The organism is Alteromonas sp. KUL42, from assembly GCF_006538325.1.
GTDB lineage: Bacteria > Pseudomonadota > Gammaproteobacteria > Enterobacterales > Alteromonadaceae > Alteromonas.
Map to the genome: position 1 here is coordinate 108,039 of NZ_BJKK01000011.1, position 20,490 is coordinate 128,528.

General features: G+C 43.9%; 20 protein-coding genes and 1 pseudogene. 12 read left to right on the forward strand and 9 right to left on the reverse strand.

Translation table 11 applies throughout. The features are described from left to right. The first annotated feature begins 12 nt into the window (after positions 1 to 12). From EYR97_RS15015 to EYR97_RS15030, 4 genes are all read left to right on the forward strand, one after another. Entirely contained in the window at positions 13 to 225 is a 213-nt protein-coding gene (locus EYR97_RS15015) for a DUF2892 domain-containing protein (protein ID WP_131094478.1), read from the forward strand. A 307-nt stretch (positions 226 to 532) separates the two neighbouring features. Further along, on the forward strand, positions 533 to 1,042 hold the full coding sequence (locus EYR97_RS15020) for a DUF3299 domain-containing protein (RefSeq protein ID WP_131094505.1): 510 nt from the start codon (positions 533 to 535) through the stop codon (positions 1,040 to 1,042). Further along, positions 1,032 to 1,502, forward strand: coding sequence for a hypothetical protein (locus EYR97_RS15025; protein ID WP_242635041.1), 471 nt, complete (start codon positions 1,032 to 1,034; stop codon positions 1,500 to 1,502). The genes EYR97_RS15020 and EYR97_RS15025 overlap by 11 nt, the downstream gene beginning before the upstream one ends. 21 nt (positions 1,503 to 1,523) lie before the next feature. Further along, the gene (locus EYR97_RS15030) at positions 1,524 to 2,285 is read left to right on the forward strand and encodes a DUF3299 domain-containing protein (protein ID WP_131094479.1); all 762 of its coding nucleotides are present in this window, start codon (positions 1,524 to 1,526) and stop codon (positions 2,283 to 2,285) included. Between the two features lie 29 nt (positions 2,286 to 2,314). On the opposite strand, the gene EYR97_RS15035 is transcribed toward EYR97_RS15030, so the two are convergent. The 4 genes from EYR97_RS15035 to EYR97_RS15050 all read right to left on the reverse strand — a co-directional run bounded on the left by EYR97_RS15035 (position 2,315) and on the right by EYR97_RS15050 (position 5,186). Next, positions 2,315 to 3,109: an HAD family acid phosphatase gene (locus tag EYR97_RS15035; RefSeq protein WP_242635042.1), complete on the reverse strand. Its 795-nt coding sequence runs from the start codon at positions 3,107 to 3,109 to the stop codon at positions 2,315 to 2,317. A gap of 61 nt (positions 3,110 to 3,170) precedes the next feature. Continuing rightward, the gene (folE2, locus tag EYR97_RS15040; RefSeq protein ID WP_242635043.1) at positions 3,171 to 4,097 is read right to left on the reverse strand and encodes a GTP cyclohydrolase FolE2; all 927 of its coding nucleotides are present in this window, start codon (positions 4,095 to 4,097) and stop codon (positions 3,171 to 3,173) included. A 47-nt stretch (positions 4,098 to 4,144) separates the two neighbouring features. Further along, on the reverse strand, positions 4,145 to 4,600 hold the full coding sequence (locus tag EYR97_RS15045) for a MerC domain-containing protein (RefSeq protein ID WP_131094481.1): 456 nt from the start codon (positions 4,598 to 4,600) through the stop codon (positions 4,145 to 4,147). A gap of 22 nt (positions 4,601 to 4,622) precedes the next feature. After that, a complete protein-coding gene (locus tag EYR97_RS15050; RefSeq protein ID WP_131094482.1) occupies positions 4,623 to 5,186 on the reverse strand; it encodes a DUF2796 domain-containing protein in 564 nt (187 codons plus the stop codon). A 159-nt stretch (positions 5,187 to 5,345) separates the two neighbouring features. On the opposite strand from EYR97_RS15050, the gene EYR97_RS15055 reads away from it, so the two are divergent. Together EYR97_RS15055 and EYR97_RS15060 are read left to right on the forward strand one after the other, a co-directional pair. Then, positions 5,346 to 7,745, forward strand: coding sequence for a TonB-dependent receptor (locus EYR97_RS15055; protein WP_131094483.1), 2,400 nt, complete (start codon positions 5,346 to 5,348; stop codon positions 7,743 to 7,745). Between the two features lie 40 nt (positions 7,746 to 7,785). Then, the gene (locus EYR97_RS15060; protein WP_131094484.1) at positions 7,786 to 9,156 is read left to right on the forward strand and encodes a 5-methyltetrahydrofolate--homocysteine methyltransferase; all 1,371 of its coding nucleotides are present in this window, start codon (positions 7,786 to 7,788) and stop codon (positions 9,154 to 9,156) included. Positions 9,157 to 9,256: 100 nt separating this feature from the next. On the opposite strand, the gene EYR97_RS15065 is transcribed toward EYR97_RS15060, so the two are convergent. Both EYR97_RS15065 and EYR97_RS15070 read right to left on the reverse strand, forming a co-directional pair. Beyond that, a complete protein-coding gene (locus EYR97_RS15065; protein WP_131094485.1) occupies positions 9,257 to 9,664 on the reverse strand; it encodes a DUF4440 domain-containing protein in 408 nt (135 codons plus the stop codon). 420 nt (positions 9,665 to 10,084) lie between these two features. Continuing rightward, positions 10,085 to 10,531, reverse strand: a complete 447-nt coding sequence (locus EYR97_RS15070) for a hypothetical protein (protein WP_131094486.1) — start codon at positions 10,529 to 10,531, stop codon at positions 10,085 to 10,087. A gap of 224 nt (positions 10,532 to 10,755) precedes the next feature. Between EYR97_RS15070 and EYR97_RS15075 the strand changes: the two genes are divergently transcribed. Then, positions 10,756 to 11,523: a sulfite exporter TauE/SafE family protein gene (locus EYR97_RS15075; RefSeq protein ID WP_131094487.1), complete on the forward strand. Its 768-nt coding sequence runs from the start codon at positions 10,756 to 10,758 to the stop codon at positions 11,521 to 11,523. A gap of 24 nt (positions 11,524 to 11,547) precedes the next feature. Here EYR97_RS15075 and EYR97_RS15080 read toward each other — a convergent pair whose 3' ends face one another. The 3 genes and pseudogenes from EYR97_RS15080 to EYR97_RS15090 form a co-directional block, all read right to left on the reverse strand. After that, positions 11,548 to 13,641 (reverse strand): TonB-dependent receptor, encoded by a 2,094-nt coding sequence (locus EYR97_RS15080; RefSeq protein ID WP_131094488.1) that lies wholly within the window; start codon positions 13,639 to 13,641, stop codon positions 11,548 to 11,550. 63 nt (positions 13,642 to 13,704) lie between these two features. Then, positions 13,705 to 14,151: a hypothetical protein gene (locus tag EYR97_RS15085; RefSeq protein WP_131094489.1), complete on the reverse strand. Its 447-nt coding sequence runs from the start codon at positions 14,149 to 14,151 to the stop codon at positions 13,705 to 13,707. A 101-nt stretch (positions 14,152 to 14,252) separates the two neighbouring features. Then, positions 14,253 to 15,558: pseudogene (locus EYR97_RS15090) on the reverse strand (sigma-54 interaction domain-containing protein). A 135-nt stretch (positions 15,559 to 15,693) separates the two neighbouring features. Between EYR97_RS15090 and EYR97_RS15095 the strand changes: the two are divergent. The 5 genes from EYR97_RS15095 to EYR97_RS22495 all read left to right on the forward strand — a co-directional run bounded on the left by EYR97_RS15095 (position 15,694) and on the right by EYR97_RS22495 (position 20,489). Further along, positions 15,694 to 16,329 (forward strand): DUF3365 domain-containing protein, encoded by a 636-nt coding sequence (locus EYR97_RS15095; RefSeq protein ID WP_131094490.1) that lies wholly within the window; start codon positions 15,694 to 15,696, stop codon positions 16,327 to 16,329. A 304-nt stretch (positions 16,330 to 16,633) separates the two neighbouring features. Continuing rightward, positions 16,634 to 18,229: a cytochrome ubiquinol oxidase subunit I gene (locus tag EYR97_RS15100; RefSeq protein ID WP_131094491.1), complete on the forward strand. Its 1,596-nt coding sequence runs from the start codon at positions 16,634 to 16,636 to the stop codon at positions 18,227 to 18,229. After that, positions 18,226 to 19,362, forward strand: coding sequence for a cytochrome d ubiquinol oxidase subunit II (gene cydB / locus EYR97_RS15105; RefSeq protein WP_131094492.1), 1,137 nt, complete (start codon positions 18,226 to 18,228; stop codon positions 19,360 to 19,362). Before EYR97_RS15100 ends, cydB begins: the two co-directional genes overlap by 4 nt. A gap of 10 nt (positions 19,363 to 19,372) precedes the next feature. Further along, positions 19,373 to 19,486, forward strand: coding sequence for a cytochrome bd-I oxidase subunit CydX (gene cydX / locus EYR97_RS15110; protein ID WP_032097673.1), 114 nt, complete (start codon positions 19,373 to 19,375; stop codon positions 19,484 to 19,486). A gap of 481 nt (positions 19,487 to 19,967) precedes the next feature. Beyond that, entirely contained in the window at positions 19,968 to 20,489 is a 522-nt protein-coding gene (locus EYR97_RS22495) for an ABC transporter transmembrane domain-containing protein (protein WP_242635044.1), read from the forward strand. Position 20,490: the final 1 nt, after the last annotated feature.

A 20,490-nucleotide genomic window follows, 5' to 3' on the forward strand; every position in this document is an offset into this window, starting at 1 on the left:
AGAGGAAATATCATGTCTCAAGAAAAAGCATTAACCGCATTTGCGGGCTTTATGGTGCTATTGTCGGTTGCGCTTACTTATTTTGTACACCCAAATTTCATGTGGTTTACGGTATTTATTGGCGCCAACTTGTTTCAACAAAGTTTCACTGGGTTTTGCCCTGCAACCATCTTCTTTAAGAAGGTTTTGGGCCTTAAAAGCGAACGTGAGCTAGCTCAAAAATAACAAATGTGCTTCTTCAATACCGTCCGTTTAACCGCAAGGGATAACGCTTAAACGCATGGCGCGCAATTAAATCAAAATCGCGCCATTATCCCACCTAGCGGCTAGTTTATATTCTTCACTTTATCCTCGTTTCCTAATCTATGCATAATCTACTTATTCGCTTCTTAACTAGTTTTTGATATGTTATAACATTGTTTTGATTGGAGGATGTATTGAAATGGTTAAACGTCGTCTATTATCAAGCTTTTTAATTGTGAGCTTTTTAGCAATACTTTTTGGAATTACGCAATCCGGTGATGCCTTTGCAATGAGTGACAATGGTACTAAGGTCTATCAAGAGGTTGAGTGGGTTGCACTTATGCCTGAGGACGACTTAAGCGCATTGTTGAACCGCCCAGAATTTCTTGATGATATAGCGGATGGGTCGGACGAGGACTCAGTAGAACAGTTTGCCTCAAAAATGCTTGAGGATGAGCGAGCGCAGCAATATCAATCGGCGTTAACATCTACTCGTGTCATTAAGGAGTTCGATGGTAAAGCCATTCGTATTCCTGGGTTTATCGTACCTTTAGAGCAAAATGACGAGCAACAAGTTACCACTTTTTTCGTGGTTCCCTATTTCGGTGCTTGTTTACACATGCCCCCGCCCCCTCCCAATCAAATTCTATTTGTTGAGTACAATGAGGGCGTTGCCTTAGAAAACCTCTACGATGCCTATTGGTTTGAGGGAACTATCAATATAGCAAATCACGAGAGTGCGCTAGGTACTTCTGCCTACTCGTTACAATTAGACACGGTGACTTTATATGAAGAGTGATACAAGCACGTTCTTATCAATAGTGAGGAAAGTACTAGTCACTTTTTCGATAATGTTCGCAGGCAGTACTACTGCATGTGAGTTGCATGCCGGTATGAATGAGATGGGGTTTGGTTTTCAACACCCTTTGATGCAGCAACATTTAATGCCACAACGCGATGCAATGATAGACCTTCGAATAGATCGAAAACGCGAAGTGAATAAAAATGAGGAAGTGGCAGTTCCTTTGCGTTATGTGGTGCCATCTAACTATGAAAAGATCAGTGTTGAGGTAACCACAAGCAGTGGTCTTATTTTGGTATCCGATGACCAATTTCGAATTAACAAGGCAATGGGAAAGCACAATATCAGCTTTGTGGCACTGGAATCGGGTGAGTATGAAATGTTATTGGAAATATATGCACTTAAAAACAATATTCCTGTTACTTATACCCGAAAAATGAAGGTTGTTGTTAGCTAAGCTAGCTTAATTCCAGTGAGCATGAACACTTCTCGTAGCGCATTATGGGTTATATCCATCGTCTTTTTTCTGGCGCTGGGAATAGCAGTGGGGTTAGGGCTAACGGGCAAGTTATCAGGAAATCTATGGGGTAAGCTTCCGGGGCTGTCTGCGCTTTTTACTAGTAATGACAATGTACTTTACAGCAAGGCTGCTGACACCTTTAATAGGAAAGCGTATCCCGATGTGAATTGGGATGCATTGTTACCTGAAGCTGAAAGAGGCTTGTTAGGTCAAGGAGCGCAGGGACAAAACGGCAATACATCTATTCCACTTCACGAACAAATTTTCAATTCTATTCAGCGTACGTTTGATGATGGCTACCAACGCGCGCTTATTTCAACCAATACCGTTGCCGCACTCGATCAGAAACCTGTGACACTCAACGGCTTTATTGTTCCTGTAGAAGCAAACGCACAGCGCAGAATAACAGCCTTTTTTGTGGTTCCCTATTTTGGAGCATGTATTCATTATCCTCCACCGCCCCCTAACCAAATTGTGTATGTATCGCTAAGGCCTGATGCAGATGGTGAAGCGGGACTTCGCCACGATTCAATAGGTATAGGAAATATTGATATTCAAAAAGCCTATTCTTTTTCCGGGATATTGTACGCTGGTATGTATGAAGATGTTCAAGGTACATCGGCCTACATAATGGATGTAGTTCAAATTGCGGAATATGTCGGTAGTGCACAAGAAGGTGCATTCCATAAAGAAAGCACCTTTACCAAGCCTGCGCGTTAACCGTATTGGCCAAAACGCCTTTCAAACGCCTACCAAGAACCATACATCGGGTTAGGTAGGATAAATAGTGACGTCCCCGTCTTCGTTGAAAGTGCATTAACGTCCGCAGACTCTTGGGTAACACCAGCAAAGTCTTCAATGTTGTCACCTATTTGCATGATGATAGCATGTTGTTTCTGCCACTCACTGTTAGCATCGTCGATGCTGCAAACCGCCTCACCATTGGTAAGCTGCTGTCTACGTAAGTCTTTGTCATTCACAATACCTGGCTGCCCAACAGCGTCTTTATCTCGCTGAACTCTTCCAATCACACAGGTGTTTTGAGGCGTTAAAGGTAGCGACTGCGCCAATAGATTTTCCCATGTGTATCGATCTAGGCGTTTGTCTCTGTTAGTGATGAGTGCGACTTTGCCATTGCGTGCGATGACTTCTCTCAAAAACTCTGCCACACCTGGCACGAGCGTGGCTTCTTTACGCTTTACCCACGCTTCCCAACTTGACGGCGAATAACCTAAACCTTGTGACTCTCGTTCACGCTGATACTGACTGTTGTCGAGTACCGTTTCATCCACATCCATTACCACTATGTCTGTGGAATTAAATTGAGTTGGGAGTGCGTCAATAGCTTGTGCATAAACAAAACGGCTTAATAAAGGGTACTCTTTGCTTTCTGTTTGATACACCACTGCGGTGGAAAGAGCAGGACTTTCTTTAGGGCCCTGTAGTGAAGTCGATGTTGTGCTCGTACATGCTGCCATTGTCGCTGCAACGCCAGCCGCTACTAGAGCGCGCATTAAATTTGAATGTGAAGATGTTAATGTCAACGTAGTTTCCTTAACAGAATTGATTTGTTGTCACTGCTGTGCCACTGCTGTATCACGCGCACTAGCGTGAATTAATCGAGCCGCTTATTTCTGCAACAGCATCGTGAGCATGCAAGCTTTCTTGATGCTCTACTTTTACATGAAAGTGGGTGGCTTGGTAATATGTACTAAACGCATCGTGTAACCGTCTTACCGCATCTTCTACAAACATCAGGTTTTGCGCATTTCTTTTGGCGAATTCCTGCTCATCTTCTCTTTTCACTGCGGTTTGTAGCGGTGTTGCTAACGTATTTTCAGCTAGGTCAATAATGTCAACAAAGTCGGGTACCGCGCTATCTATCAAGTTTAGCGTAATATGTGCAAAAGAGCGCTGTGCATGCGCCGTGGCAATGCTCGCTTGTTTAGACTCAAGCCATTCGCTTATCACATTTGTATCAAGCGGTTTATTTTCAAACTGCGCCTGAAATGCTTCTGCTAACGCTTGCCTCGATAGCGATGCCGAGCAAGGGCACGTACTTGAATAGGGAATGTTAATACGCAGTTGTGTTTTATATTTTCCCTTATCGCTTTTTAATGTAAGTGCTGCGTCATAATGCTGATAGCCCGCGGTTTTACTGACAAGGGCTGGTCTTGATACAGTAAGGTCAAAGCGTAAAGAGAGCGTTGCAGAGGTACTTAACCCAGCCTGAGACAGTACTAGTGCGTCCATCAACTCATTCAGTCGTATATCACCAAGTACTTTATTGCTTAGGTGTTCTTGCAATAGATTATACAACCGCGACATGTGAATACCCTTAGCATGAGGGTCGTCAAGACTTACCGTTACATTTGCCTTTGCTGTACTGGCAATAACGATGCCTTTGCTATCGTGAATGGTCAATGGAAGTGCAATACCTTTCATGCCCACCTCGTTAATACGAGGTCTAGTATTAATTGAAGACTCGCGAGTGATATCTGGCAAAGAAGATGAAAAAGCGTGATTCGACAAGATAATGTCCTTACTACAAAGGAAAGATTAAAAATATAGGCATGAGGCTAGACTGAGGTGAATGAGGTCTCTTGTGGGGTGGCTCTCTTGCTTAGACGAAGGTTGGCAATATGTGCAGCGACAACAAACAATGACCCTATTACAGTAACCACAGTTTCGCCGTTTTCACCGAGAATCTCATGGCCCAGTCCAAGCATTTCAAGTACCAAGGGAGAGCTCAGTATCATTAATCCAGTTAGGCCAAAGCAGACTACCCATAACGTGCGATGATGCGTAAAGCCTATAAGCAAGGCCACAAAGCCGACGGGGATAACAAAATACAGTAGTAGATGATGAAAGGTTTCATCGGTTAGCATTGCTACGCCTGCCAGCGAAGGAATAGCAATGAGAAGCAAAGGTGTTAGTAGGCAGTGCAATACGCATAGGGAAGACAACATCATTGCGAACTTGTCTGAAACTGCTTGTGTCTTTGCCATTGCATTTCTTTGTGTAATTGAAGTCATAAATAGTCCTGTAAGCAAGGGGTTACTTAATCTCAAATGACGGTTCGGTGGCCTTGATGATAAAAGCCTGTTGATTGGTTTGTGTTATCCAGGTTGCTCTTAGCATGGATACACTGGGCCACAATTCAAAACCGCTTATTTCGACCTTGGAAATAGGCGACTCGCACGTGAGTAGATAAGCCACTCGAAAATCTGAATGTGTCGCGTGCTTAACTTCCTTCTTATGTTCTTCTTGTTCGTCGTGATGTCCGTGTTCCTCGTGTTCGTTATATTCATCTGCTCTATGATGTTCGGCTTTGTGCTCCACAGATTCTTGTTCTAGGGCTTCTTGCCATGGCGCTTCCATTGTGGTGTCAACAACAGAACAATTTGCATCAATGCTGAAAATATCTTTGAAGTTTGAGAGCGTGTTTTCGGCCTTTTCAAATTGGCTTAGTTCAGCTGCCGACGCCGGTTTATGTTCAAACCCCAACACATCCGTTGCGGGAAGCTGTAAAACAAATTGCCAATCGTTACTAGCCTGCAACACCTGTAGCGTACCCTCACCATGTACATGAGGATTGGCATTGGCGGCAAAGGCTGCCATAAACGAGAGGCTAGATGCCAGCTTGAATAGCCCTTTGTTTACGGTATTTGGAATAACAATCAGTTTTTACCCCTTGTGCTATTGTTATAATATAACATATCATAATATTTCATTTGTTACATTATCACATTTTGAGATTGAAAATCAGGAGTTATAACAATGAAACTCACTCGGGTGGCGTTAGGGCTTTCGCTATTGATGCCGACGTCCATATTGGCGCAAACACTTTCAGGTACCGTGACAAGCGCGTCAGGTCAGCCTATTTCAGGGGCGGTGGTTGAAATTGAGTCGCTAAAACGCATAGCTAGTACCAACGAGAAAGGCCAGTTCGTCTTCTCGGATATCGATGAAGGTAACTACGATCTACACATCTTTTCTCCTGGCTTTGCGCATCTTCACAAAGATGCCAATGTTGTGAATCATCAGCCAGAGGATGGTGTTTATGTCTTAGCCAAAAGTGCTATTGAAGTTATTGATATTTATGCCACGCCGATGCACTTGTCAGTGATGGAATCTGCTACTCCCGTAAGTGTGCTATCAGGTGAAAACTTGAGACGTCAGCAAGCTGCGACGCTGGGCGATACGTTAGAAAAACTACCAGGCGTGCAAACTAATTTTCATGGCAATGTGGCTAGTACGCCTATTATCCGCGGATTAAGTGGCCCTCGTGTACTAATTACGCAAAATGGCTTAGATGTAAGTGATGTATCTCGCGTAGGTCCAGACCACGCAGTTGCAGGAGAAGCATCGACAGCGCAACAAATTGAAGTGCTGAGAGGTCCCGCAACGTTGTTTTTCGGTAGTGGCGCCATAGGCGGTGTGGTTAATGTTGTCGATAAACGCGTACCTACATCGACTGACACTAGTGGTGAATTTTTGCTCGAAACGCAGTCAGTCAACGACCAGAGTTTAGCGACATTCAATGTCACAACCGGTATGGAAAAGGTGGCATTTTACGCAGATGGTTTCTATCGCGATTCTGATGATTATGAAACGCCATCTGCACCAGATATCGACGACCCAGATGGTCAGAATGTTGTTGAAAACAGTGCGGAGGAATCGCATGGATTCACTTTAGGGACAAGCTATCTGTTTGACCAAGGTTATGTTGGCGTTGCCGTTGAGCAGTTTAATCGTGAGTATGGAATTCCCGGCCATAGTCACGGTGGCGTAGAGTCGGTTTATGCCGACTTAGAACAAACCCGTTATCAACTATTAGGTGAGTACAACTTTCAAGATAGCTTGCTTCAAAGCGTTCATTTTAGAGCGGGCTATACCGATTACGATCACGTGGAAATTGAAGGGAATTTTGCAGGTACTCAGTTTAGTAACGAGACTGAAGAAGTACGTGTTGAATTGCTTCATAGGCCGATAGCGAACTGGCGTGGTGGTCTAAGCGTGCACTATAAAGGTAGCGAAGTGTTTGCCGAGGGTGAAGAAGCGTTCACACCGCCTTCAGAAATGGAAATGTTTGCTCTGGCGCTAATGGAAGAACGTCACTTTGACAATTGGTTAGTCCAGCTGGGTGGGCGCATTGAGCGCGTAATGCTAGATGCTGCGAGTGTGCTTCTACCCGATATTGATGCGCACGAGCATGATGATGAACATGAACATGAACATGAGCACGGCGACGAACATGATCATGGTTCTAGCGAATTCATTCGTCAGTTTGATGTGGCACAAGAGTTTACGCCTGTCTCTCTTTCTGCGGGGGCAGTTTATACCATTAACGACGAGTACAATGTTGGTATTTCCTTATCTCGCTCACAGCGCGCGCCTTCTGCTTCTGAATTACTTTCTTTTGGCCCTCATATCGGAACGCGAACTTACGAGGTTGGCGCACTATTCAATTTAACCAACGACGATGAATTTATTCTTGCGCAGACGCCAATTGATCTAGAAACGGCCAATAACGTTGACTTAACGTTTAGAAAAACACAGGGCGATGTTGGGTTTGTGTTCAATATCTTCTACAACCAAGTAGACAACTACTACTACCAAGAAGGCACGGGGCTATTTGCTGAAAGCGGCCACGACCATGACCATGGCGACGAACATGCCCACGAGGATGAACACGACCATGCTGACGAGCATGATCACAGTGACGAATTGCCTGTGTATTTGTTCCGCTCAGCTGATGCCGTTCTTCATGGTTTTGAGTTTCAAGTTGCGTGGCAAGCAACGGATGCACTTAAAGTGGACATGTTTGCCGACTATGTGAAAGCGCGTTTAAAAGACGGAGGAGATCTTCCTCGTACATCACCCATGCGCGTGGGTACACACCTTCAATATACACTAAACCGTTTGCGAGCTGACTTAGACATTACGCATTTTGCTAAACAAGACAATATTTCTTCTTTTGAAACCGAAACAGATGGTTACACGCTAGTTGACGCCTCTATCACCTACGATATTCCCCTTGGTGATATCGATTTATCTGTGTATCTGAGCGGTGAAAACTTAACCGATGAAGCAGCTCGCGTTCATACCTCTTTCTTGAAAGATATAGCGCCGCGCCCAGGAAGAAACTTTGCACTAGGTGTACGCGGGTTTTTCTAAAAAAAGACTAAAAAAACAGAATTTTTAAAGGATATAACACATGAAAAACAGTTTAATGCTTACGGCTATCGCAAGCGCACTTATTTTGGCTGGTTGCGGTGATGCAGAAACCAATATTGTCGAACTAGACCCCATAGAGGTGCCAGATGAAGATGATCACAGCGATGATGGACACGACCATGGTGATTATGAAATTGAAAGCGGTGGTCGCTTAGTCGTTACCGATACAGCATCTAATACCTTGACCGTAATTGAATTAGATGACATCAGTATACTTGATACTTTTACATCAACTTTCGAGGGTAGTAGCATTAGTGCATCAGCGGGATATCGCTATGCGGTTATCAGCTCACGTGCAAATGGCATTACTGAGTTCCTCGATGGTGGATTATGGCGAGAAGATCACGTTGACCATCTACACGACTACAAAGAAGCGCCTGCGTTGTCTGACTTTTCCCTCGAAGGCAGTAAACCAACTCACATCGTTGCTCATGATGGGCAACTAGCAGTATTTTATGACGGTGACGCCGAAACAAGCATGCCAGCAGGTGTGAAAGTGGTCACTGATTTGCAAATTGCTTCTGAAATTGACGATGTTCCCTCGCTTGATTTCACAGTGAATATGCATGGTGTTGCTGAGCCCAGAGGTGACATGTTGATAAGTTCAGTGCGTCGCGATGACACGGTAAGCGTCTCATCTAACCCCATCTTGCCAGATAGCGTAGCTGTTTTTCATTATCACGATGGCGAATACGAGGAAGAACAACGCTTTGATGGGGAGTGCGCTGACTTGCACGGCGCAGCACAAAATGAACTTGCGGTCGCGTTTGGCTGCGGCAATGGCGTATTAGTTTTAAACGAAGGCGATGAAGTATTTACAAGCGCATTCGTAGAAAACATCGATAGCCTAAATGGTCTTCGTATAGGAACCCTGTATGGACACGAGCACGCTGACGCATTTATTGGTGTCGCATCACAACACGGTGGCGGTAGCGCAATTCTCGCCAATGTCTCGCCGGTCACCAACTCGATGGAAGTAATTGATTGGAAGCCAGAAGCCGACGCACACGCTGTATCGTATGGCTTTACCCACGAAGGTGAATACTTCGCGATCCTTGACGATAAAGGTTATGTGACCTTACTTGAAGCACATGCAGAAGGCGGTGATACCCACTGGGAGTTCGCACACAAAATTGATGTGGCAAGTGCAAACGCTGGAAGCCTAACAGACGAGCAGTCATTTAGCATGACAGTATCTCAAGTAGAGGACATGTTATTCGTGGTTGACCCAGTAGCACAAGCCATTTGGGCTGTTGACCTTGAAGATGAGTCGGCAACGACATTGCTATCATTAGACTTCGTTCCAAGTGGTGCAGTTTGGCTTGGTATTGCTGAGGCACACGACCACTAACTGTCAAAGAGAGCAGGGCCTGCCTGCTCTCTTTATAAATTCCAACGCTACATTTCTAACTTTATGTATATTAATAACACGCTTCACACCTTTTCCTGATTTACGCAAAATCAAGTAAGTCAGTTCCAAAAAAGTTGTCTATTACACAACGCCATTCGCCATTGGGTTGGCGCTGCATAACATAAAGCGCGCGCTTTCCTTCGCAGGGTAAAGCATTGGGTGAAGCTTTGGGGACCAGATAAAGCTTTGCTATGACTAACGCTACATCACCCGCCTCAACTATTATCTCATCACCTGTAGTAACAAGATGTTCTGGCATGAACTTCTGCTGAAAAGACTGAAGTGCACTTACGCAATCATGTTGAACAACGTTGTTTTTGGGCGCGCCGGACATCGGTGTTGCAACCACTTTTGCGCCATTTCCATAGCAGTTGGCTAAAGCGTCATAATCGCCGGAGTTAACGGCCTCGTGAAGGCGATGCAAAACATGGGTTATTGATGTATTCATTTCTGTCGTCTCTAGTTTTTTGCCACGAGACGAGCCATAAAAAAACCCGCCTTGGCGGCGGGTTTAGTGGAATTCTTAATCACACACTAGCTTACCCGCCCATTCCGTAGAATAGCGAGAATAATAATTAGTGCGATTGTGGTATTGCTTGTGTAACTGCGCATTTTAAACCAACGTGATTTTGATGGCCTTGAGTATTCAACGATGATGAATTGATGTCAACGTTTTTTACGCGGTTGAACAGCTATATACGCAGCTATTCAGTTGGGCTGATTTGAAACTAAGAGGTTATAAAGAACAAGGTACGCCGATACGAAGAAAGGCGCTGATGCGCCTTTCTTCGTTTCATAGTGGGTCACTCTTGGGTTATATTACTTATGCAAAAGTTACAAAAAGAGCGCGAACCTGCGAGTAAGACATTTAGCCGTTAAATGCCCTATTGTATTGTTTAGCAAATTTAACCAGTGCCATGCCGTTACAGGTAACTTGCTTCGGACTTACTTTTGCAAGAAAACGTCGTTTTGCTCTGCTGAATTCTTCGTTAGAAGTCGCAGCTGCAATGCACAGTTGACTTTCTGTTGAGGTATCGGCGTTTTTGAAAACTGCATTAACATTTGTATGGCTAATGTCTTGTTTTTTATAAGTACGTGCAAATTCAGTGATAGGTGTATTATTACAAAGTACTTCATTGGTGTTACTAACACGTACGTTGTTTTCACGTAAAATACTTTCCAATGTACCCGTTGATTCAACTGCAGCTACACAAGCCTTTGATAACTTTGAATTGTCACTTGGTTCTAGTTCAAGTGCATTTGCACCAAAAGCGAAGAAAATAATTGAAAATAGTGGGGCGGTAAACTTGTGCATTGCAGTTCCTAATAAATAATGTGTAAAACAAAAAATAATCAGTATTTGCGCGCATTTTATACAAAATTTGTGGTGTTTCAATTGAGTTAAACTGTTATTTGGGATTAGATTTTCTAATGTTTTTATGGGGCTAAAAATAACCAGGGTGTGATCAAAAAGGTGAACAGTAAGGTGAATAGAAATGCAAAAAGGAAGGTTAACAGGAAAATAATAAGGAGTGTGAAGTGGAATATCTATACCAGCTGGTAACAGCGAATGATGCCATCTCGCTTTCCTCTGCGTTGGTGCTTATTGTTTTGTCTTTGTTCACTTCTTTAATGACAGCGATGTTGGGAATTGGCGGTGGCGTTTTATTGTTAGCTGTGATGGCTGGCGCGATGCCAGTGGGAGCGCTAATTCCTGTGCACGGGTTAGTTCAACTTGGCTCAAATGGCAACCGTGCTCTGATGACCCTTAAATATGTTGATTGGTCCATGGTTAATTTCTTTGCTCTCGGTGCTATTTTGGGAGCGGTATTCGCTTCTTTTGTCGTGGTGCAATTACCTCTGGTTATGATCCAGTTTGCAGTTGCTACCTTTATTTTATTCCTAGTATGGGGCCCTAAACCCAAAGCGCAGGAAATGAGTGCGATAGGTCGGGTCTCAGCAGGGACAATTACTACGGTAATCTCCATGTTTGTAGGGGCAACGGGACCTCTAGTCGCGGCATTCGTACATCGCAATAACTACGACAAAATGCAGATTACCGGTACTTTTGCCAGCTGTATGACACTTCAGCATGGCTTGAAAGCGTTTGTGTTTACTTTCGTGGGTTTTTCTTTTACTCAATGGGCAGGGCTTATTATCGCAATGGTCGCAAGCGGAGCGATAGGCACAATGATTGGGCTTAAAATGTTAAAGCGCGTGCCAACTGAAAAATTCATGCTTGCCTTTAAAGTAGTGGTGTCATTGCTAGCGCTTCGATTGGTATGGCAAGCGGTTGAAAGCCTGTAGCAGAGCCACAGGCTTTATGACAATTTATAAGTGATAGCTAATTGATAACTGCCACTCTCTGCCCGCATTGGGAACACGTTCCCCAACGGGTAGTGTGGTGTTCATCACTCTATTAATACCTGCAGTGTGTGCAGCGTATTCCTTATCAAATGCGTTGTTTACCTTAGCAGTAATTTGCAATTTTGGTGTAAGCTGCCAAAGGGCTGACAGGTGAATAAGCCCATATCCGGCAGTAGGTTTTTCACTTTGTAACTCCGACACATGATTTTGGCTCCCGTTGATCTCTGAGGTCAATTGAAGGGAAATCGGTGCATCGTAAAATGTCGAATGCCATTGTACGTGAGTGGTCAATTGCTCAGGTGCAATTCTAAATAAGGCGTCATCAATATCGTCACGGTTACCATGTTGAATGGTAGCTACCGACTGCACAGTAATATCTTCGGAAAGCTGCCCCGTAATGGTGATATCTGCGCCTTTTATAACGGCATCAGTATTTGCCCATTGAAATGGTGTTCTACCTGACATCATTGTGGACACTGCATTGGCAGCGACATTCGTACTAGGTGCTCCAGCAATATAATCTTGTATATCTTGATAAAATAAACGAGGAGACATCGTCCAATCGTCATTATGGTAGTCGATTCCAAACTCAAGTTTTCTCGCGGTTTCGTGATGTAAATTGAGGTCGCCAATGTAGTTAAAGCCATCAGCCATACCGCCAGTAATGCCCAATGGTAACCACGTAAAGCGTTCATAGTAGGTGGGTGCACGATTTTTTTGAGAGGCACCCACAACAATGTCAATTTGCTTACTGAAATAGAATATGCTGTTGGCTGCGAGATCAACCATGTGATAGGTCTTGCCCCGCTTTGCCCCATTAAAATTATTAGCTAAAGACGCCACTGCATCGTTCATCATTGCCATACTAGAACCCACGAGGCCGGCATCCATATCGATTTGCGAGTAACGTACCCCAAGCGTTGTCTGATATTGTGTTGTACTGTGTTCCCACTGCGCAAAGACACTGGCGGTGTCGCGTTCCACATTGGTGAAATTGTTTATAAAGAACATGGCACTATTAGGGTTAGTTATCACCGAGTTGTTTCGATTGTGCTGAAAATTGAAGCCAAGTTGCAATTCGCCACTTTGCCATGGCTGAACATAGGTAAGGTCTATTCCTTGGGCAATAGCGTCTGTTTCATTTTGTCTTGCCATTGTTGGCATCATCAACATGCGCTGCGAGAAGTTGTCCATAATATGCTGATTACTGTTACCAAACAGATTGATTGAAATGTATTTTTCATCAGTATGGTCGAATTGATAGCTCAAGCGGTACCAGGCTGCATCGATAAAGTTAATGTCCATTGCTAGTGCAGGCGTGCCGCTTTCGTTGGTGTTGAGTGTTTGATAGCTCACATCAAATTGATGCCGGTCTATTTGATATCCAGCCCTTATTTTTGCTCCATTGCGTTGATAATGACTATTAGGGATGTCGTCGCCACTTCCTGATTCTTGGTTTTCGCGTTGCTGATGAATGAAAGCACCGCTAATAAAACTATCGTCGGTGCGGTATAACCCATTACCTTGGTATTGTTGTCCGTTCCCCGGGCTTATAAAGCTTCCATTAATATGAGCGTACACGCCCTCATCCATTGCAAATAGCGTTGAAGCCATTGTTTTTATATCAAGCTTTCCGCCAAGGGTTTGAACCCCTGCGTTAACAGGTACAATGCCTCGATACAAAGTCGCAGTCATGCCTATTTCCGGCATTACATGTGAAAGCGGTGAGTCCATGGCATTTGGGCCTGCACCATTAATATCCACACCGTCGATCGACACACCTATCCGTTCTCCAAATAAACCGCGATATTGAATAAGCGCGGTTACTGGGCCGTTGCGGCTTATCGCAACACCAGGAAGTGTATCTAATTGATCGGAAAAATCTGCCTGATTGTTGGTGATAGGCGTGATTGATTCCCTCTCAATAAAAGTAATTGGGGAGCCCACTACGGTAATGATTTCAGTTGTATTTTTATTTTCTTTATTTGTGTCTAATGCTGCGTTTAACGCGGGCGAAAATGCACTCAAAAGCGCAAGTGTTACTGCTGACTTGTTCATAACAGTTCCAATAAAATGTGTAAAAGTGTCGGTGCCGGCATAGTGTCGGTACCAAATGCATTTCTAGATGGAAGTTATGAACAGTGGTGGCGCGCGACCATGTGGTGCGGCATAAGCAAAGGCTGTGTACGGCTGCTGTGCAATGCGCATGGCAAGTGCATAATAGCGTACGAAGCTTGTTTCAATGCTTTGTTGGGAAAAGACGTCATCGGATTGAGGAACGTCGGCAAGAGTACCATTAGTACAATCGATGCTTTCAGCATGTCCTTGCAGGTCATCAAGAGGAATAAATACAAATTCGCCTGCCAGTTCTGTGGCACTGACAGAAATATAACGCATGGTTTTTCCGGTACATATAAGCTCGATGTCATCACTTATATCACCGCCCACATAGCCACTAACAAGTGCTTTTGCTTGCTGCATGGAATAGGCAGCAAGCCCCAATGCCATGGCATTTTGCAATAGCATAGCAAGACATAATAGCGCTATAAGAGGTGATCGCAGTGTCATGTAAACCTTAGATTAAGCTTATGCATATATGATAGCGTTGGTTTAATGTTAATTTCCAATGTTTATTGCAATGCTGATGGACGAAAGGTTTCAGATCATCTCTACATGTTTTTCTCTTTTATCTTAATGCCCGCTCGTTGTAGCTTGCGGTAAAGGGTTCGTGTACTGATATCTAGCTTTAAGGCTATTGTGGCAATATCACCATTAAAACGCTTATAGAGTTTGGCTAAATAGTGAGACTCTATATCTTCTAACGACAAGATATCTTCACTATGTTCAATACCAACATCGAGGTGCCTCTGTGTCTCATCCGCTTCAACAGATACAGTTTCTGGCAGGTCATGTTCAAAAATAACCTTTTCATCAGCGAGTAGTGCGGCGTGTTCTAAAATATTTCTAAGCTCTCTAATGTTTCCTGGAAAGGAGTAAGTCTCAAGCACCGCCAACGCGTTGCGGTGTAGGTGCTTTTTCTCAGGCAGGGATGACAATATATGGGTAGCAAGTAGGGCGATATCTTCTTTTCTTTCTCTCAGTGAGGGCAGAAAAATGGGAAAGCCTGCAATTCGATAATACAAGTCTTGCCTAAATGAGCCTTCATAGACCATTTTCTTGAGGTCTTTGTGTGTAGCACACACCAAGCGAAAGTTAGCGTTTTTTTACCTTGACACTGCCAACGGGGCGGTAGGTTTGGGTTTCAAGCAAGCGCAAAAGCTTTACTTGCATCGACAAAGGTACATCACCGATTTCGTCGAAGAACAAGGTTCCTCCCTCAGCGGTTTCTACCAACCCTTTTTTATTGCTGGTAGCGCCGGTGAAGGCACCTTTTTCGTAACCAAATAACTCGCTTTCAAACAGATTGTCTGAAAGCCCAGTGCACTCTATCACCACAAAAGGATATTGAGCCCGAGGGCTCGTTGCATGTAATGCTTGAGAAACCAGCTCTTTACCTGTGCCAGTTTCGCCCCATAGCAATACTGATATATCCGAATTTGCTGCGCGATTAATCTTATTGAGCATGCGCTTAAAAGCATCAGATTCACCAATCATCTTGCCGGGGGAAGGTAAGTTGGATGCGAAGGCTAGTTTATCGAGGATTTCAAGGTATCCCAGCAGCGCGCCTGTGTTGTCGTATATGGGGCGCATTAATATGTCGCAATAACTTTGGCCTTCATTGGTAGTATGAATATGTACCACACTGGCTGCTCGCTTGGTGTCTTTACACTCTTGCATTGGGCAGTGTTCACCGCATTTGTCACACGGTTTGCTGTTGCGGTGGGACACTTGGAAACACGTGCTATAACCTATTTTAATGTCAACCGGGTAGGTGTCGCGATATGACTTATTAACAGCCTCAATAATATAGCTTTGATTGATAAATATAGCGGGCTTATCAATGGCATCAATCATGGCTTGGACTATTGAAATGTTCATCACATCTTCCGTTATATAAGTTTAATCTAATTAATTTATCACAATGGCATAAACTTTGTTGTGAATATTCGAATACCACTTAATCATTGTGCTTACGAATAGGGAATTATTATGAAATTTTCAGTGCCATTAAATGTAGCATACGTATTTTCATGTTTAACATATGTGCTTTCGCCAAACGCGTTAGCCTCTAATGTCGACAGTGACCATTCGCTAAAAACACAGGAAGCGCGCATGCACGCGAAAGCTCTAGGTGCAGCGCTACAAGCAAAATTAAAACAAGCTATCCAGTCTGGAGGGCTTGAGGAAGGTGTTAATGCATGCCATCTAGCTGCTGAGCCCATTGCCACAGCATTGAGTGTTGAAGGCTGGACAGTAGGCAGAACAGCGCTCAAAGTGCGAAACCCAAATAACTCGCCTGATGCATGGGAGCAAACGCAGTTAACAATGTTTGCTGAGCAGCTTGCAAAAAGTGTTGAGCTTCCTAATGAAAGCCGCGAAACCCTATCATCTAAAAAGCCTCTTGAGGCTACTCACTTTGATAAAGAAAGTAATAAATTCAGGTACATGATGGCGATTGAAACCAAGCCTGTGTGTATTGCTTGCCATGGCAGGGACATCTCGCCAACGGTGAAAGAAGTCATAGATACACATTATCCAAATGATCAAGCAACGGGCTTTGATATAGGCAGTTTGCGAGGGGCATTTACGCTTACCTTTTCTGAGCCGCAATCGACATCGAAATAAGCGTATATATTGCCATTTTTGTCACAGTGATGACATAAATGGCGAAGTTCGCAATTCAATCTATTGCGTTGGATCAAAGTGTACAAGTTTTCACCATGAAATAATTCATATGTACAGTAAGAAAACGTTGCTGTTTGCCAATTCATTTCTAAACGGGTTTCAATATTTTTGTATGGCACAAAGTGTGCAGTCACAAAGTGTGTAACAAGCACAGCAATACGAACACGGTTTTAGAAATGCTTTTATTTACACCTATTTTATGTCCAGCGCTTAAGGCGCATTAGAGATACAAGGGAGAGTACCCATGAGCGATACGTTAATAGAACTATCGCGGTGGCAATTTGCGTTAACCGCAATGTTCCACTTTATATTTGTACCCTTAACATTAGGGCTCAGCTTTTTACTTGCCATTATGGAATCGGTATACGTAATGACAGGTAAAGAGATTTACAAGCAAATGACCCAGTTTTGGGGCAAATTGTTTGGTATTAACTTTGCCATCGGTGTAGCAACAGGCTTAACCATGGAATTCCAATTCGGTATGAATTGGTCGTACTATTCCCACTATGTAGGCGATATATTTGGTGCACCTTTGGCCATTGAAGGGTTAATGGCATTCTTCTTAGAATCGACATTTGTTGGCCTGTTCTTCTTTGGATGGGACAAAATGTCAAAGGTTAAGCACTTGGCAAGTACCTGGTTGGTGGCGATAGGTTCTAACTTCTCTGCATTATGGATCCTAATTGCCAATGGTTGGATGCAATATCCTGTAGGTGCCGAATTTAACTTTGAAGCCATGCGCATGGAGATGACCAGTTTCGCTGAGGTTATCTTTAACCCTGTTGCTCAAGTGAAGTTTGTACACACTGTGTCAGCGGGCTATGTTACCGGTGCTATCTTCGTATTGGCTATTTCAAGCTACTACCTACTTAATCACAAGCATATCGCTTTTGCCCGTCGCTCGTTTGCGATTGCAGCAAGCTTTGGCTTGGCAGCGACCCTATCAGTTATCGTATTAGGGGATGAAAGTGGTTATGAACTTGGTGACGTGCAAAAGGTGAAACTGGCTGCTGTTGAAGCTGAGTACAATACGCATCCCGCACCAGCGCCATTTACTGTGTTTGGTATTCCAAATGATGAAAAGGAACAAACAGAGTATGCACTGCAAATTCCATGGGCCATGGGTATTATTGCAACGCGCTCGCTGACTGAAGAAGTGAAGGGCATTAAAGACCTTAAAGAAGAGAATAAACTTCGTATTCTTGAAGGTATTAAAGCCTATGAAGTGCTAGATGATGTGCGCAATGGCACTGCGACAGCAGAGCAACGCGCAACTTTCGAAGCGCATAAAGGCAGCCTCGGCTATGCTATGTTACTTGAGCCATTTACCAGTGATGTTGCTAATCCTTCCGACGCTGCGCTACAGCAAGCCGTAGATTACAGCATTCCACCAGTTGCCCCTTTGTTCTGGAGCTTCCGCTTGATGGTCGCGTCTGGCTTTATCATGCTGGCATTGTTTATTTGTGCTTTCTACTTCAGTACTAAACACAAAATCACCAAACCTCGTTGGCTATTAAAAGCATCACTTTACAGCCTGCCATTGCCTTGGATAGCAAGTGAAGCAGGATGGTTTGTAGCAGAGTACGGTCGTCAGCCATGGTCTATTGCAGAAGTGTTACCTGTGCATGCGTCAGTGTCTAACCTTGCTGTCAGCGATGTTGTGATCACTTTAGTTGCATACTCTGCGTTCTATACAGTGATGTTTATTGCAGCATTCTACTTAATGAAGAAGTTCGCTAAGAAAGGCCCAGTTCCACCAAGCAGCAAGCCTGCGCAAAGTGAACTAGAGCATGTTGATACTGATTATCTTGATAACGAAGGACAAGGAGCAAACGCATGATCGATTATGAATTGCTACGCGTTATTTGGTGGTGCTTGGTTGGTGTTTTGCTTATTGGCTTTGCAGTAACTGATGGCTTTGATTTAGGAGTAGGTGCGCTACTTACCTTAATAGGTAAGAATGACAAAGAACGCCGAGTTATGATCAACACCATTGGTCCGCACTGGGATGGAAACCAGGTGTGGTTTATCACGGCGGGTGGCGCAATCTTTGCTGCTTGGCCAATGATTTACGCTACGGCTTTTTCGGGCTTTTACCTGGCATTAGCGCTTACCCTAATTGCACTATGGATGCGTCCGATTGGCTTTGACTATCGCAGTAAGTTACCTAATCCACAGTGGCGCGCGGCGTGGGACTGGGCATTATTCGCAGGTGGAATTATTCCTTCACTCATTTTTGGTGTCGCTTTTGGTAACTTGTTATTGGGCGTGCCATTTGAGTTAGATAGCACGTTGAAGTCTACTTATACTGGGTCTTTCTTCGGTCTATTAACACCATTTGCACTACTGTGTGGCCTACTTTCTGTGGCTATCTTACTTAACCACGGTGCTACGTGGTTACAAATGAAAACTGATGGCTTTATAGAAGTAAGAGCCCGCGCGGTATCTGTGGTACTTAGTTTAGTGGGTGTGACGCTATTTGTTCTTGCTGGCGTATGGGTCGCCTACGGACTTGACGGTTTTGTAATTACGTCAACAGTTGATACGCTCGCAACGTCAAACCCACTGAAAAAAGAAGTGGCTATTGAAGCGGGTGCATGGATGAACAATTACAGCAAATACCCTCTTATGATGATTGCTCCAGTACTTGGTATTTTAGGTGGATTAGCCTGTGCTTTCTTCTCTAAGAAAGGCAACCCAGGTATGGCGTTTGTATCAAGTGCTTTGTTTATTGCTGGGGTTATTTTGACCGCTGGATTTTCTATGTTCCCATTCTTAATGCCAAGCATCACCATGCCTGAAGCAAGCCTAACGGTATGGGACGCAACGTCTAGCCATTTAACCTTGAACGTGATGTTCATTGTAGCTTGTATCTTCGTGCCTATTGTACTTAGTTACACAGCTTATGGTTTTTACGTCATGCGCGGTCGCATTAAAAATGCCGACTTAGATCAATCTCATACCATTTACTAAGGAGACAACCATGTGGTATTTCGCTTGGATATTAGGTGTTTTACTGGCGTGCTCTTTTGGCATCATTAACGCAATGTGGTTAGAGTCGACAGAAAACATGGACCGTCCCGAAGACGCTGACTGAGTCTTTAAAATTGAAACGCGAATAAAGAGGGCCTTTGTGGCCTTCTTTATTCCAAAGTGGCCCTTTTCTATTGGATAGTTAATAGAAGATAGAAACTTGGCTTTAGCTTCTATTAACTTGTTCATTCTAAGAAGTGATGAAGTAAATAGTTTGCTTTACAGAGATAGCACTCAAGTGATCAAAGAAACGCTTCCCAACAGACAAACACTGCCTAAATGGTGCAAAGACATTGACCAAATGCATTCGCTTGGCTTGTATCGGTCGTACAGTGTGCTTGTAGTGTTTAAGTGTTTGTCTCTTTTTTCTCTCATCGCAAGTTTCTACGTTTTTTTCGGCAATTGCCCACGATTGGGTAGTAGAAAAATCGTTAGGTTCTGATGTTGACCGCTTTGGGTTATGTATTGCTTTAGTATGTGCTTGGCTAGCACAAGGCTTATTCAACCATCGGCTTGTGAGGGCAAAAGCACAGGTACTTGCAACGATGGAAAGTACGTTAATGGATGTTTTTGCTTCACGACAACATGCATTGGTACGCCAGCATTCAGCGTATTATTGGCAAACGCTTTGGCTAGAGCAGCTGTCGGCCCTCGTTAACTGGTCATTAGAATATCGCGTTCAACAGATGGTTGCTGTTATTGTGCCCATTGTTGCGCTTGTGGTAATTTTTAGCATTAACCCCTTTATCGGAGCGGGGTTACTTATCACTATACCTGTTGTTCCCATTTTTATGATTATTGTGGGTAAAGGAGCCGCGGCGTTACATAAAAAGCACTTTGTGGCGCTAGAGCGCTTAGGTAGCGTGTTTACCGATAGGCTAAATGCCCTCTCAGTTTTAGCGAGCTTTCAAGCACACGATAAGCAAACTGAGTTACTCACACAAGCCAGTGACAACCTCAATGCGCGAACCATGAAAGTGGTAGGCGTGGCGTTCTTATCAAACAGTGTTCTCGAGTTTTTTTGCCACGCTGTCGGTAGCTCTTGTAGCTGTATTCATCGGATTTAGT

Bases quoted from the DNA above. Each gene is read 5' to 3' on its own strand.
- EYR97_RS15015 (WP_131094478.1), top strand. From the start codon at position 13: ATGTCTCAAGAAAAAGCATTAACCGCATTTGCGGGCTTTATGGTGCTA.
- EYR97_RS15020 (WP_131094505.1), top strand. From the start codon at position 533: ATGAGTGACAATGGTACTAAGGTCTATCAAGAGGTTGAGTGGGTTGCA.
- EYR97_RS15025 (WP_242635041.1), top strand. From the start codon at position 1,032: ATGAAGAGTGATACAAGCACGTTCTTATCAATAGTGAGGAAAGTACTA.
- EYR97_RS15030 (WP_131094479.1), top strand. From the start codon at position 1,524: ATGAACACTTCTCGTAGCGCATTATGGGTTATATCCATCGTCTTTTTT.
- EYR97_RS15045 (WP_131094481.1), bottom strand. From the start codon at position 4,600: ATGACTTCAATTACACAAAGAAATGCAATGGCAAAGACACAAGCAGTT.
- EYR97_RS15050 (WP_131094482.1), bottom strand. From the start codon at position 5,186: ATGGCAGCCTTTGCCGCCAATGCCAATCCTCATGTACATGGTGAGGGT.
- EYR97_RS15055 (WP_131094483.1), top strand. From the start codon at position 5,346: ATGAAACTCACTCGGGTGGCGTTAGGGCTTTCGCTATTGATGCCGACG.
- EYR97_RS15060 (WP_131094484.1), top strand. From the start codon at position 7,786: ATGAAAAACAGTTTAATGCTTACGGCTATCGCAAGCGCACTTATTTTG.
- EYR97_RS15065 (WP_131094485.1), bottom strand. From the start codon at position 9,664: ATGAATACATCAATAACCCATGTTTTGCATCGCCTTCACGAGGCCGTT.
- EYR97_RS15070 (WP_131094486.1), bottom strand. From the start codon at position 10,531: ATGCACAAGTTTACCGCCCCACTATTTTCAATTATTTTCTTCGCTTTT.
- EYR97_RS15080 (WP_131094488.1), bottom strand. From the start codon at position 13,641: ATGAACAAGTCAGCAGTAACACTTGCGCTTTTGAGTGCATTTTCGCCC.
- EYR97_RS15085 (WP_131094489.1), bottom strand. From the start codon at position 14,151: ATGACACTGCGATCACCTCTTATAGCGCTATTATGTCTTGCTATGCTA.
- EYR97_RS15095 (WP_131094490.1), top strand. From the start codon at position 15,694: ATGAAATTTTCAGTGCCATTAAATGTAGCATACGTATTTTCATGTTTA.
- EYR97_RS15100 (WP_131094491.1), top strand. From the start codon at position 16,634: ATGAGCGATACGTTAATAGAACTATCGCGGTGGCAATTTGCGTTAACC.
- cydB (WP_131094492.1), top strand. From the start codon at position 18,226: ATGATCGATTATGAATTGCTACGCGTTATTTGGTGGTGCTTGGTTGGT.
- cydX (WP_032097673.1), top strand. From the start codon at position 19,373: ATGTGGTATTTCGCTTGGATATTAGGTGTTTTACTGGCGTGCTCTTTT.
- EYR97_RS22495 (WP_242635044.1), top strand. From the start codon at position 19,968: ATGGAAAGTACGTTAATGGATGTTTTTGCTTCACGACAACATGCATTG.